This window comes from Aminobacter sp. SR38 (assembly GCF_014843375.1).
Taxonomy (GTDB): domain Bacteria; phylum Pseudomonadota; class Alphaproteobacteria; order Rhizobiales; family Rhizobiaceae; genus Aminobacter; species Aminobacter ciceronei.
In genome coordinates this window covers 3078862-3092281 of the sequence record NZ_CP062112.1, presented here as the reverse complement: position 1 = coordinate 3092281, position 13420 = coordinate 3078862, and the positions used below count along the sequence as shown (strand labels likewise).

At 65.4% G+C, this 13420-nt stretch carries 13 protein-coding genes; 7 read left to right on the top strand and 6 right to left on the bottom strand.

Translation table 11 applies throughout. The annotated features are described in order from the left end of the window. Positions 1–75: 75 nt before the first annotated feature. Positions 76–978, bottom strand: coding sequence for a LysR family transcriptional regulator (locus IG197_RS15065; protein WP_192312966.1), 903 nt, complete (start codon positions 976–978; stop codon positions 76–78). Positions 979–1114: 136 nt separating this feature from the next. On the opposite strand from IG197_RS15065, the gene IG197_RS15060 reads away from it, so the two are divergent. The 7 genes from IG197_RS15060 (at position 1115) to IG197_RS15030 (ending at position 7502) form a co-directional block, all read left to right on the top strand. Then, complete coding sequence (locus IG197_RS15060) at positions 1115–2296, top strand: MFS transporter (RefSeq protein WP_192312963.1); 1182 nt, start codon at positions 1115–1117, stop codon at positions 2294–2296. A 94-nt stretch (positions 2297–2390) separates the two neighbouring features. Continuing rightward, positions 2391–3224, top strand: coding sequence for an aldo/keto reductase (locus tag IG197_RS15055; RefSeq protein ID WP_192312948.1), 834 nt, complete (start codon positions 2391–2393; stop codon positions 3222–3224). Positions 3225–3464: 240 nt separating this feature from the next. Continuing rightward, positions 3465–3905 (top strand): glyoxalase superfamily protein, encoded by a 441-nt coding sequence (locus tag IG197_RS15050; protein ID WP_192312945.1) that lies wholly within the window; start codon positions 3465–3467, stop codon positions 3903–3905. A gap of 489 nt (positions 3906–4394) precedes the next feature. Further along, the gene (locus IG197_RS15045) at positions 4395–5162 is read left to right on the top strand and encodes an ABC transporter substrate-binding protein (protein WP_192319777.1); all 768 of its coding nucleotides are present in this window, start codon (positions 4395–4397) and stop codon (positions 5160–5162) included. Between the two features lie 79 nt (positions 5163–5241). Continuing rightward, positions 5242–5919 (top strand): amino acid ABC transporter permease, encoded by a 678-nt coding sequence (locus tag IG197_RS15040; RefSeq protein WP_192312942.1) that lies wholly within the window; start codon positions 5242–5244, stop codon positions 5917–5919. Positions 5920–5949: 30 nt separating this feature from the next. Continuing rightward, positions 5950–7080 (top strand): aminotransferase class V-fold PLP-dependent enzyme, encoded by a 1131-nt coding sequence (locus IG197_RS15035; protein ID WP_192312940.1) that lies wholly within the window; start codon positions 5950–5952, stop codon positions 7078–7080. 65 nt (positions 7081–7145) lie between these two features. Then, positions 7146–7502, top strand: a complete 357-nt coding sequence (locus IG197_RS15030) for a potassium channel family protein (protein ID WP_067955894.1) — start codon at positions 7146–7148, stop codon at positions 7500–7502. A gap of 12 nt (positions 7503–7514) precedes the next feature. On the opposite strand, the gene IG197_RS15025 is transcribed toward IG197_RS15030, so the two are convergent. The 5 genes from IG197_RS15025 to IG197_RS15005 all read right to left on the bottom strand — a co-directional run bounded on the left by IG197_RS15025 (position 7515) and on the right by IG197_RS15005 (position 13310). Continuing rightward, positions 7515–8702: a chloride channel protein gene (locus tag IG197_RS15025; protein WP_192312938.1), complete on the bottom strand. Its 1188-nt coding sequence runs from the start codon at positions 8700–8702 to the stop codon at positions 7515–7517. 32 nt (positions 8703–8734) lie between these two features. Next, a complete protein-coding gene (locus IG197_RS15020) occupies positions 8735–10282 on the bottom strand; it encodes a phospholipase D family protein (protein ID WP_246765155.1) in 1548 nt (515 codons plus the stop codon). A gap of 181 nt (positions 10283–10463) precedes the next feature. Beyond that, the gene (locus tag IG197_RS15015) at positions 10464–11279 is read right to left on the bottom strand and encodes an ABC transporter ATP-binding protein (protein WP_192312936.1); all 816 of its coding nucleotides are present in this window, start codon (positions 11277–11279) and stop codon (positions 10464–10466) included. After that, positions 11272–12324: an iron ABC transporter permease gene (locus IG197_RS15010; RefSeq protein WP_192312933.1), complete on the bottom strand. Its 1053-nt coding sequence runs from the start codon at positions 12322–12324 to the stop codon at positions 11272–11274. The genes IG197_RS15015 and IG197_RS15010 overlap by 8 nt, the downstream gene beginning before the upstream one ends. Further along, positions 12321–13310: an iron ABC transporter permease gene (locus IG197_RS15005; protein WP_246765154.1), complete on the bottom strand. Its 990-nt coding sequence runs from the start codon at positions 13308–13310 to the stop codon at positions 12321–12323. Before IG197_RS15005 ends, IG197_RS15010 begins: the two co-directional genes overlap by 4 nt. Between the last annotated feature and the right edge of the window lie 110 nt (positions 13311–13420).

Genomic DNA, 13420 nt, shown 5'->3' with positions numbered 1-13420 from the left:
CGCCACCAGCACATTTTCCGCGCGAAACAACCGCGCCTCACGAAGGTAGTGCGCCTATCCGCCGAAACAATAGCGTTAGCCTGTGCGCGACTTATCGGCGAGGAAATCGATGAAAGCGCGGATGCGCGCGGCAAGGTGACCATGGCCGGCGAAAACGGCGTGGATCATCTCTATGTCCTCGGGGTTGTAGGCTTCGAGCACCGGCACCAGCGTGCCGGCGTCGATGTCGGCCTGGACCTGGAAGCGGCCGCTGCGGATCAGGCCGACGCCGTCGAGGCAGAGCCGGCGCAGGCTTGGGCCGTTATTGGCAAGCAGGTTGCCGCCGATGCGCTGTGCGAAGGTCTCACCGGTTGCCGGGTCGCGAAACATCCATTCGTCGCGGTTGCGCAGGAAGTTGAAGCGCAGGCAGTTGTGGCCAACCAGATCGGCCGGTCTTTCCGGCACGCCATGCCTTTCCAGATAGGCAGGCGAGGCAACGACGACGCGGCGGATTTCCAGAATCTTGCGCGCCTTCAGCGATGAATCGCGGAGCCTGCCGGACCGGATGGCGACGTCGGCGCGCTCTTCGTAGAGGTCGATGACGCTGTCGGTCAGCGACAGGTCGAGTTCGACCTCGGGATAAAGCGCCAGAAACTCGGCGATGTGGGGCACGACATGGCTGGCGCCGAAAGCGACCGAGGCGCTGACCCTGAGCAGGCCGCGCGGCACCGCGTTGGCGCCTCCGGCGACGATACGTTCGGCCTCCTCGATCTCGCCGAGGATGCGGGCGGCGCGCTCGAGATAGACTTCACCTTCCGGGGTGAGCTGCAGGCTCCGCGTCGAACGCACGACCAGGCGGGTGCCCAGCCTGTCCTCGATGCGCGTGATCAGCTTGCTGACCGCCGACGGCGACAGGCCGAGCTGCCGGCCGGCGGCGGAGAAGCTCTTCAGCGAGACGGCCCGGACGAAGACCTCCATCTCACCGGCGCGATTGTCCATGACTGGCCTCTTGTGAATCAAATTCACAAGTATTCGTCCATCATCGCGCATTATTGCGCAAGTGCCCTTGCCCCATATGCAGCCACGGATCAACCGCGGCGCAGGCCGCCCATTCAACTCGGGAACGGTGCACGACATGCCCCTAGCCATCTTCGCGCTCACCATCGCCGCCTATGCGATCGGCACGACCGAATTCGTCATCGTCGGGCTGTTGCCGACGGTGGCCCAGGATCTTCACATCACTCTGCCGCTTGCCGGCCTGATCGTCAGCGTCTACGCGCTGGGGGTCACTTTCGGCGCGCCGGTGCTGACGGCAATTACCGGCCGGATCGAACGCAAGCCGCTGCTGCTCGGGCTGATGGCGCTGTTCGTCGTCGGCAACACGGCAGCGGCGCTGAGCCCCAGCTACGAGCTGCTGCTGGTCGCGCGCGTGCTGTCGGCCTTTGCCCATGGCGTGTTCTTCTCGGTCGGCGCCACCATTGCCGCCGATCTGGTGCCGGAAAACCGCCGCGCCTCGGCGATCGCCATGATGTTCATGGGCCTGACGGTGGCGATCGTCACCGGTGTGCCGCTCGGCACTTTCATCGGCCAGACCTTCGGCTGGCGCGCCACCTTCTGGGGCGTCTCGCTGCTCGGCGTCATCGCCTTCGTCTCCATCGCTGCCCTGCTGCCCTCGACCCTCAACAAGGCCGCACCGTCCAGCCTGCTCGACCAGGTCCGCGTGCTCGGTTCCGGCCGGCTGCTGCTGGTGTTTGCGATGACCGCGCTCGGTTATGGCGGCACCTTCGTCACCTTCACCTATCTCGCCTCGATCCTCGAACAGGTCACCGGCTTCCAGGCTTCGAGCGTCAGCCTGATCCTGGTGCTCTACGGTCTCGCCATCGCCATCGGCAACATTGCCGGTGGACGCATCGCCGACCGCAACCCGGTCAAGGCGCTGACGGTGCTGTTTGCATTGCAGGCTATGGTGCTGATGCTGTTTTCCTTCACCGCGCTTTCGCCCGTGTGGACGCTGGCAACGCTGGCAGCACTCGGCTTCCTGTCTTTTGCCAATGTGCCGGGCCTGCAGCTCTATGTCGTGCAACTGGCCAAGGAGCATCGCCCGGGCGCCGTCGACGTCGCCTCGGCGCTCAACATCGCCTCTTTCAATCTCGGCATCGCACTGGGCGCCTGGATCGGCGGCTTGGTTGTCGCCTCGCCGCTCGGCCTCGGCGCCACGCCATGGGTGGGTGCTGTGCTGGTGGCCGGTGCCTTCGTGCTGACGGTATGGAGTGGCGCGCTCGACCGGCGCCAGGAACCGCTGTGCCAACCGGCTTAAGTTGATTGACCGGTTTCACTGCCGACCTACCTAAGGGGCGGAGCCATCCGTCCGAATTTCCCACCGCCCCCAATTTCCTCTCAAGGAGAACATCATGAAATTCGTTACCGCCAATGGCGCGACAATCCCTGCCCTGGGCTTCGGCACCTTCCGCATGCCCGGCGCAGAAGTCCTCGAAGTGGTGCCTGAAGCGATCCGCAAGGGCTTTCGCCACATCGACACCGCCCAGATCTATGGCAACGAGGCCGAAGTCGGCCAGGCTATGGCCGCCTCGGGCGTGGCACGTTCGGACATCTTCCTGACCACCAAGGTCTGGGTCGACAAGTACCGGCGCGATGCCTTCGTGAAGTCGGTCGACGACAGCCTGAAGAAGCTCCGCACCGACAATGTCGACCTGCTGCTGCTGCACTGGCCGAACGACGCGGTGCCGCTGGCCGAGCAGATCGGCGTGCTGAACGAGGTGAAAAAGGCCGGCAAGGTACGCCATATCGGCGTCAGCAACTTCAACACCACACTGATGGCCGAGGCAGTGAAGCTGAGTGACGCCAAGCTGGTGACCAACCAGGTCGAATACCACCCCTATCTCGACCAGACCGCGGTGCTCCAAGCCGCGCGAAAGGCCGGCATGTCGGTCACCGCCTACTACGCCATGGCCGACGGCAAGGTGATCTCCGATCCCGTGCTGAAAGCGATCGGCGCCAGCCACGGCAAGACGGCAGCTCAGGTGGTGCTGCGCTGGCTGGTGCAGCAGGACGGCGTCGTGACACTGACCAAGACGTCGACGCTGTCGCGCCTGCCCGAGAATTTCGCCATCTTCGATTTCGACCTGTCGGCGGACGAGATGGCGGCGATCCATGCCCTGGCCGCACCTGGCGGGCGCATCGTCAGTCCCGGCGGGCTGGCCCCGGTGTGGGACAAAGCCGCCTGAACAGGGGGCGCCTGAACAGGGGCCGCTGACCCGGCCTCCGGCGCGCCCTCATTGACGGCGCGCCTTGTACTTCCTATCTGAGGGCGGTCAAGGGCGGGGAGCCCCTGCCGCCCGCAGCCGCAAGGCCCCGGTGAAGCTTCCCTTCATAAATTTCGTTTCCCTGTCGATGCGACGGCCGAAGCGGCAATGCGGGCTCCCGACTTTCACCACGCCGTTCGCGCATCGCGAAGGAGCGAAACCATGACCACAGGTCCCGACTACAAAACCAATGCCCGCAGGCTGCGCGACGCGCTGGCCAGCGAAGGCATCGCCATCAGCCACGCCAAGGCGCTTGAACTCGTCGCCCGTCAGGAAGGCGTCCGCGACTGGAACACGCTGGCCGCGCGTCCCAAGGACACCAGGGCCGAAGAGACCACGGGCGGCGTCCCCTTCGCCGTCGGCGAGACGGTGTCGGGCACCTTTAACGGCAACCCGGCGAAGGGACGCGTCATCGGCCTCGAGGAGACGATCAAGCCGGATCTCTGGCGTGTCACCGTCGCCTTCAATCCGCCGGTGGACGTGTCGACGTCGAAGCTGTTTTCGTCGGAGCGACGCCGCATCCAGATGGTCGTCGGCGCCGACGGTCGTTCGCGTCGGTTGACCGGCACCGAAACAGGCGTGATGGCGCTCAGCCGCGCCTGACCTCATTACCCTCTCCGCATTCAAGCGGCCGTGGATCGTCGACACGATCCGCGGCCGTTTTCGTTTGCGTCGGCGCGTCGATCGCCGACCAGGATCAACGCTGAGTCACCTCGGGCACCCTGAGAACAACTATCTGGACAAATTTAAATGCAAATGCAAATATCTTGCTGAGGAGGACGGAGGAGGCACAAGGGTAGGATCGAGATTTCGCGCTCGCGCATCGGCAACGATGGCGTACACGGGACACTTGCCCGAAACCCTCGTACGCAAACGAAGCAAAGCACGGATCGCCAGATTCAGAGGCAGCCAACATGGCCAGCCACGGAAAGTGCGGTGGTGCCGGCGGCGGACAGAACCCGTCGCTCGCCATATGCCCATGCATACTTACAGGCTTGAAGCAGCGACATGTGACTGGCGACTGGATCGCCTGTCAGCGTCGATCGATCAAAGGGAGGAAGAAAATTGGCATTCTCTAAACTAGCGGCCGGCATGGCCATGGCATTTGCCCTCGCGCTCTCGGCACCGGCCAGCGCCCAGGAAAAGCTCGTCGTCGGCGCCTACCCGGCCAATCCGCCATGGGAGTTCAAGACCGAAAGCGGCAGCTTCGAGGGTTTCGAGATCGATGTCGCCACAGAGGTCGCCAAGCGCCTGGGGCGTCCGGTCGAATTCCAGGACATGGGCTTCCAGGCGCTCTTCGCCGCCTCCAGCTCGGGCCGCATCGACTTCGCCGTGTCATCGATCTCGGTCAATAACGAGCGCCTGCAGAACCAGTCCTTCACCCAGCCCTATTATGACGGCGACGGCACGGTCATCGGCCGCGAAGCGTCCGACATCACCGGCCTAGACGGGCTGAAGGGCAAGGTCATCGGCGTCGTCGCCGGCACGACGGGCGAAGCCTGGGCCAAGGAGAACACCGAGAAACTCGGCCTCGCCGAAGTACGCAGCTACAACGCCCAGCAGGACCTTCTGCTCGACATCCAGGCCCAGCGCGTCGATGGCGGTGCCGGTGAACTCGCCGGCTTCCAGTATGCCATGACCAAGACGCCGGGCTTCAAGGTGCTGGTGCGCATTCCGACCGGCGAGCGCTTCGCCATGATGGCGCGCAAGGACCATCCTGCCATCGTCGCCGCCAACGACGCCGTCTCGGCGATGAAGGCCGACGGCACGATGGCCGCGATCCACAAGAAGTGGTTCGGCGTCGAACCGGACGCGGGCACCAGCACGACGACCGCGATGCCGCTGCCCAAGGCCGAGTGAGCCGACGGCTCGACCCGCAAACCGTTGAAACGACGCTGCGGCCCCCCAAGGCCGCGGCGTCCCGCGCCCGGACCTCGCCATGGACCTGATCACCACCTTCTTCAACTGGGACATACTGGTCCGCAGTTTTCCGATGCTCATGCGGGGTGTCGGCAACACCATTCTTCTCGGCGTCGCCAGCATCGTCTTCGGCGGCGTGGCCGGGCTGCTCGTCTGCCTGATGCGGCTCTACGGGCCGAAGCCGGTGCGCTACGTCGCCATCGCTTATGTCGATTTCCTCAGGGCGATGCCCATCCTGGTGCTGCTGATCCTGATCTATTACGCGCTGCCCTTCGTCGGCATCCGCTTCTCGTCTTTCACCGCAGCGACGCTGGCACTGTCGCTGGTGCTCTCGGCGTTTACCGCGGAGGTCTGCCGCGCCGGCATCGAAAACGTGCCGAAGGGCCAGTTTGAGGCAGCCTCTGCGCTGGGCATCGGCTTCTGGACGACGATGCGCACGGTGATCCTGCCGCAGGCGCTGCGTGTCATCATCCCGCCGCTGACCAGCAACTGCGTCTCGATCTTCAAGGACACGGCGCTCGCCTCGGTCGTCGCCATGCCCGACCTGTTGAAGCAGGCGACGGACGCACAGGCGCTGATGGCCAACCCGACCCCGCTGATCGGTGCTGCCGCACTCTATCTCGTCTTCCTGCTGCCGCTGGTCAGGCTGGTGAGCTTCCTCGAGGAACGCGGCAAGCGCCAGATGACGGCGCGCTGAGCCCGCGAAAGCAATACGGAAATCCGCACCATGACAACGCCAGACGGCTCCGCCTACTTCCTCTACCATTCGATCGGCATGTATCCCGGCAAGGCCGAAGCCATGACGGCTGGGTTGTCGGAATTCGCCGCCAGCTGGGGCGCCTTCGACGACGGTCAGTGGATGCGGGCGCTCGGCAAGCGCCAGCGCTTCATCGACCTCTGGAGCGATCTGATCGGAGCGCCGAAGGGAACGCTGACCTCGGCTGAGAACGTCACCACCGCGCTCTACAGCCTGATCGGAGCGCTTTCAGCCCATCATCTTGCCGGTCGCCGCGTGCTGGTGACGGCAGACTGCTTTCCGAGCCTGCATTTCTTGCTCGCCGGTCTCGCGCCGCGCTTCGGCTTCACGCTCGACACCGTGCCAATGCGGGACGGCGAAAGCTGGGTCCAGGACGACGATGTCATCGCGTCATGGGGCGCGGACGTCGGCCTGGCGCTCCTGACGCAGGTGACCTCGACTTCTTCGCACCGCTGCGACCTCGACCGGTTGGTGGCCCATGGCCGAGAGATGGGCAGCCTCGTCGGCGTCGACATCACCCAGGGCGTCGGGCTGATCCCGTTCAACGTCGACGCACCGGCGGTCGATTTCACCCTGTCGACGAGCCTCAAATGGCTCTGCGGCACGCCAGGCGCCGGCATCATCCATGTCGCAGAGCCCTTGCTCAGGGAATGCCGGCCCGAACTGCGCGGCTGGTTCAGCCAGGACAACATCTTCTCCTGGGATCTCGACGCCTTCGCCTATGCGCCGGATGCCCGTCGCTTCGACCACGGTACGCCGTCGGCACTGGCCTGCATCGGCTCGGTGCCGGCGCTGGAATGGCACGCGGCGCAGGACAAGACAGCACTGCTCGCGCACAACCGCAAGCTCGGCGCCGCGATCATCGCCAAGGCCGACGAGATGGGCCTGACGCTTGCCAGCCCGCGCGACGAAACGCGGCGCGGCGGCAGCATCATGCTGCGCCTGCCCGAGCAAACCGACACGGCGACGATCGTCAACGGCCTGCGCGAACATGGTGTTTTCACCGATTGCCGTGGCCGCATCCTGCGCCTGTCGCCCGGCACCGTCACGACGGAAGCTGGTATCGCGCGGCTGTTCGCCGGGCTGGACGCGCTGTTGTAGTCGGCCGACGCACTGGACGGGAGCCGGCCGGCTTGCTTTGATGCCCGCTTGGGCGGAGGCAAGCGATGGACCAGCACCCCAAGAAGCACCACGCCGGATGGCATCTGACCTCGCTTGCACGTGGCATGCGCGATGCGTTCGCCGATCCGCAGGTCCGCACCCTGCTGGTCGTCACCTCGACACTCGTCGCCGTTGCGTCCGTCGTCTACGTCTGGATCGAAGGCTGGAGCTATCTGGACGCGATCTACTTCTCGGTCATGACGCTGGCTACCGTCGGTTATGGCGATCTTGCGCCGCACACGGCACTCGGCAAGCTCTTCACCATCTTCTTCGCTCTGGTCGGCATCGGCCTGTTTGTCGTGCTGTGCTCATCCGTCGCCAAGCAGATCATCTTTCGCGTCACGGACGACGAAAACGAATAGAACGCGACAGCGTCAGTGAGCCACCGGTTTCGGCGCCAGCATGCCGCCGGCATAGCCGAACAGCGCGCCGACGCAGAGCGGCCCGAACAGCGCCGGGTCGACGATGAACAGCATGATCAGCACCGCCGCGATCGGTCGGCCGAGGCCCGCCGCGGTGGCGGCTCCCATGCCCGCCGCGATCGCCACCGACACCTCCATGCCGGGTATCACGGCAAGCGCTGTCGCCCCTGCGGCGGCACCGGCGAAAATGAGCGGGAACATCGCTCCGCCGAGCCAGCCGGTGGACAGGCAGATGCTCAGCGCCAGCACTTTGAGCAGGCCAAGCAGGAGCAACACCGCCATGCCGACGCCGCCTGCCCATGCCAGCATCGGCTCGATTTCGTGGTGTCCTGAAAACCTGAGGATAGGAAACGCCATGGCGAGCAGGCCGAACACGGCCCCACCGATGACCGGCTGCCAGAAGGGCCAGGGCGCGCGGGTCTCGATCGCGTGCTTGAGTATCGGATGCAGGAACAGGAAGGCCATGCCAACGGCAGCGCCGAGGATCGCCGGAACGATCGCCATCATCAGGTCGGTCCCGTCGCCTGCAGGCGCATAGGCCGGCAGCGCGAGGCGGTGCAGACCGCCGTCGAACAGCAGCCGGCCGGCAAGCAGGAAGCCGAGCAGGCCGCAAAGGGCGGCGAGCAGGAGCAGGGCGCGCGGTGCCTGTGGCTTGTCGTCGGCGTAGGCAGCCCCGCCGAGAGGCGAGCCGAACAGGCCAGACAGCGCGCCGGAGACACCTGCCTCGCCGATCACACGCTGTTCGGCATGGCTGCGGCCAAGCACGATGGCAATTGCCGCGGTCATTTCGGCAACCACGGCCAGCAGCCCGGCCTCCGGCCCGATGGCGCCACCGAAGCCGACCGCGACGATTGCCGCAAGCGCGATGAACAGTGCCTTGCGCCTGTGCAGATGGGCCGGATCCTGCGCTTCGGCGATCTGCTGGTCGAGGTCGGGGCTGGGGCCGTGCAGCCGGGTCAGGCCGATCAGCGCACCGCCGGCGACAGTCACCAGCGGAATGTACCAGATGGCATCGCTGATCGACCAGACCGCATGGCTGACCTGCTGCATCAGCCACAGCGTCAGCGCCGCTGATATGCCGGCGAGCAGGCCGACACCGGCGGCCAGCAGCACCAACCTGATCACCTGCCGATTGCTCATGCCTGGCCCCTCTCCGTCATATGCGGTCCTTGCTAAAGAAGCCATTCGATCGGCAGCCAGCCGAACACCGTCACCATAAGCCGTTTGAGCGCCGAGGCGTTCGGTTCGTCGTCGACGGTGACAACGGGCTTGCCGGGTTCGTTCTTCGACCATTGCATGCCGTCATCCGGGCCAAGCGAGACCCTGTAGGATCCCTCGGCGACTTTGGTATCAAAACCTTGCGACATCGCCTTGGCGATGGTCGGGCTGCCGATCAGGAAGCCCATCTCGCAATTGAGCAGGGCCGAGCGCGGGTCGAAATTGAACGAGCCGATGAAGACCCGGTCGCCATCGGCGGCGAAGGTCTTGGCGTGCAGGCTGGAGCCGGAGGAACCGGTGAGGTTAAGTTCCTCTTCGCCCCGGACGGCATCGGCCATCGGCTTGAGCTCGAACAGCTCGATGCCGTCTTCCAGCATCTCACGGCGATATTTCGAATAGCCGGCATGGACCATCGCAACATCCGTGGTCTCGAGCGCATTGGTCAGGATCCGCACCTTGGCACCGCCCTTCACCAGATTGGCGAAGTAGTCGACGCCAGGTTTGCCCGGCACGAAATAGGCGGAAACCAGGTCGAGGCCCTGCCGCACCGGCCCGACCACCTGGGCGAGCCGGCTGATCATCAGCTGGTCCTTGCTTGCCTTGCCTTCTCCCTTGATCGGGTCGTCGACCACCAGCTTGACGTCGACCCATTCGAGGCCAAGCCCACCGCTGCGCAACCTGTTGTAGGCCGGCGCATCCGGCCGGACGAAATTGGCTGCGGCAGGGCGCTTCGCAGCCTCGTCGGTGCCCTGGACGAACGCCTCCAGCGTGCCGGCGGACGGATCGATGATCTTGTCGGCGGCAAACACAGACGCGCTGTTCCAGTAGAGGTCGAAAGCCGTCGACGTGTCCTGGACCACGGCACCGGCGCCCAGCACGTCAAGGTCGAGATAATAGGTGCCGTCGCCGACCTTGAAATACTCGTCGCCGATGTTGCGCCCACCGACGATGGCGGCAAGGCCGTCGACGATGAACGACTTGTTGTGCATGCGCCGGTTCATCCGGAAGAAGTCGAAGGAATAGCCGAGCAGCTTGGGCGAGCGGATCATCGAGGGATTGAACAGGCGGATGTCGAAATTGGGCTGCGCGTCGAGGGCTGCTACTGTCGGGTCGAGGCCAGGAATGCCGTTGTCGTCGAGCAGCAACCTGATGCGGACGCCGCGCTTTGACGCCTCATAGAGTGCCCGGAGCAGCAGCCGGCCGGAGGTGTCATCGTGCCAGATGTAGTACTGCACGTCGATCGAACGCTGAGCGATACCGGCGAGGAACAGCCGGCTGGCAATGGCGTCGTGACCGGCGGCGATCGGCACGACGCCGCTCTTGCCGGGATTTTCGGCGCTGCCTTGCGCTACCATCGTGGCAAGTGCGCCCTCGGTGACCGGCGGCAGGGCCGTCTCGACGGGCCTGTCCTTGATCGACGGCAACGGGAAGATCATACGGGCAACAAGGATGGCTACGGCTGCAGCCAGGAGCAGGACAAGGACTGCCTTGATCATTCTCATTCGGCCAGTCCCTCGCCTGGTAGCAGGATCATGCGCGCATCACACAGACATCCCCGCCAGTTAAAGCGCGCGCATGCACCCGATGACAAGCCGCGGTTGCAATGAAGCGGCATGACAGGCCGCGCAAACGGGATTCGTCACAAGGCGAAGACTGTTACCCGGATGGGTGTGGAGTTTCGGCTCAGACTTGCGGAGCCGTCCCGAAGCGCGGCGACGAATTGCGGATCGGGATGCACAGCGGACGCTGATGCACCGGATCCTCGATGACGCGGCAGCTGATACCGAACACATTCTCGATCAGCGCTTCCTGCATCAACTCTGCCGGCGCACCATCGGCGACCAGACTGCCCTCTTTCATGAACACCAGACGGTCGGCGTAGCGCGCTGCGAGATTGAGGTCGTGCAGCACCAGGACCACGGTGCGGCCATGCTCGCGGTTGAGGCGGCTGACGAGATCGAGGCAGTCGATCTGATGGGCCATGTCGAGATGGTTGACCGGCTCGTCGAGGCAGATGATGTCGGTTTCCTGCGCCAGCACCATGGCGATCCAGACACGCTGCAACTGACCGCCCGAAAGCGAGCCCAGCCGCCGCTCGGCAAGATGCGAAACGCCGGTGCCGAACATCGCCGCCTGGATGGCGTCGGAATCGGCAGCACTCCACGGCTGCAGCATGGTCTGGTGCGGATAGCGGCCGAGCCGGACGAGTTCCTCGACACTCATGTCGTCGGGGGCCGACGGGCTCTGCGCCAGAAGGCCGATATGGCGCGCCAGCTCCTTTTCCTTGAGGCCTGATATTGGCAGGTCGCCGAGCCGGATCTCACCTGATTTCGGCTGGTGGAGCCGGCGGATGGCGCGCAGCAAGGTCGACTTGCCGCAGCCGTTGGGCCCGGCGAGCACGGTGACCTTGCCCCTGGCAATGTCGAGGTCGACGGCGCTGACCGCTGTCGCCGCCCCATAAGCGATGGTGAGCGCCTGGACGCTGATGGCCTTATCCATTGGTGCTTCCCCTGCGCAGCACGAGGTAGAGGAAATAGGGCGTGCCGATCACCGCCGTCACGGTGCCGGCGGGCACCTCGGTCGGCGCGAACAGCACGCGTACGATGAGATCGGCGCCGATCAGCATGATGGCGCCCAACAGGAAGCTGGCGGCGATGCCGGCAAGCACCGGGCGTCCGACGATCAGCCGCGCCAGGTGCGGCGCCATCAGGCCAATGAAGCCGACGCCGCCGGCGAAGGCGACGGCAAGCGCAGTCAAGGCGGAGGCCAGTGCGAAGACCAGGATACGGAACACCGGCAGGTTGAGGCCGAGTCCGCGCGCCGAGACCTCGTCGAGATCGGTCGGCGGCAGGCGACGCGCCACCGCGATGACGCCGACCATGGCGACGGCGAGACCGATGGCCACGACCTGGACCTCGCCCCAGTTGATCTCGTTGACCGCACCGGCGAGCCAGCGGCTGGCCTGGGTGGTGCGGTAGATCGGCCCGACGATCATCAGGATCAAAGTCGCGGCCTTGCAGACAGCGCCGACGGCGATACCGAACAGGAGCAGCCGCACCGCCGACGAGGCCTGCTGGCCGGAGAGCAGGAACACCGCCGCGATAGCCAGGCTTGCGCCGATCATCGCCGCCACCGGCTGCCAGACGATCGAGGTGACGAGCGAATTGCTCTCGTCCGAGAGCAGCGCAAGGAAGATGACCACGCCCAGTCCGGCACCGCCGATGACGCCGAGCACGCCTGGTGAAGCCAGTTCGTTGCGCGTCACCTTCTGCAGCAGATAGCCTGATACCGCCATGGCGCCGCCGGCGAGTGCGGCAATGGCGACGCGCGGCGCGCGCAGCTGCAACACCACGACACGCTCGCCGCGCGTGCCCTCGCCCATCAGGATCTCGACGATGCGACGCGGGTCGATCCAGGTCGAACCGAAGCCGATGCCGCACAACGCAAGCTCGACTGTGACGACCGCAATGATTGCGACGAATATCCAGGCGCGGCGATTGACGCGGGCCAATGCCGGCGACAGGCGTGGAGCGACAACACTCATGCCGCGCGCCTTCTGAGCAGGACAAGAAGCAGGCAGCCGCCGACGATCGCGGTGACCGCGCCAACGGGTGCCTCGCGCGGAAAGATGACGAAACGGGCGACGATGTCGGCAAGCGTCGTGTAGACCGCGCCGACAAGAGCTGCGGCCACGATCTGCAGACGATGCTCGAGGCCGACAAGCGCGCGCGCCGCATGCGGCACGACGAGGCCGACAAACAGCACCGGCCCGGCCATGGCCACCGAGGCGCCGCTGAGCAAGGCAACCGCAACGAAGCTCAGCCCGCGCACGGCGCCGAGCGGCACGCCGAGCCCGCGCGCCGTGGAATCGTCGGTCTGCAGGATGTCGAGCGAACGGGTGAGGTAGAAGGCGATGCCGCCGCCGATCAGCACGAAGGGCAGGCCGTTGAGCGCCAGGCTGAGCTTGCGGTCGGCGAATGAGCCGGCGAGCCAGAACAAGAGCTGGTCGAGCATCGTCTCGTTGACCGTCAGCACGACGTTGACGAAGCTGTCGAACAGGCCGGCGAAGGTGACGCCGACCAGCACGATCCTGAGCGGCGAGATGCCGCCGGCGGCGGCAGCGAGACCAAAGACCAGCAGGCTGGTGGCCAGCGCACCCGCGGCGGCGGCCATCGACAAGCCAGGCAAGGATGCGACGCCGAACAGCCCGCTTGCCATGACCACGGCGAAAGCGGCACCGGCATTGAGACCGAGCGTGTCGGGCGAAGCGATGCGGTTGCGCGACAGGGTCTGGACCAGCACGCCTGATATGCCGAGGGCTGCGCCGACAAGCGGCGCCATCAGCGCACGCGGCAGACGGAGATCACGGATCACGACATGCGCCTCGCTGCCGTCGAAGGCGGTCACTGCGCGCCAGATCTCGCCGGGCGAATAGAGGCGATAGCCGATCGCCAGGCTGAGATACATCAGGATCAGAAGCATCGCCGCAAGCCCTGAGAACAGCGCGCGCCGACCGATGCGCTGATGCACTCGGATGCTCGTGTTCGACGAAGCGAGGGGCACGCGGCAGCCTTAATATGAACTTGACAGTCAGGGTTTGTTCTGACCCTTTGCCAAACCTTCTTGCCCCCGTCAAGTTT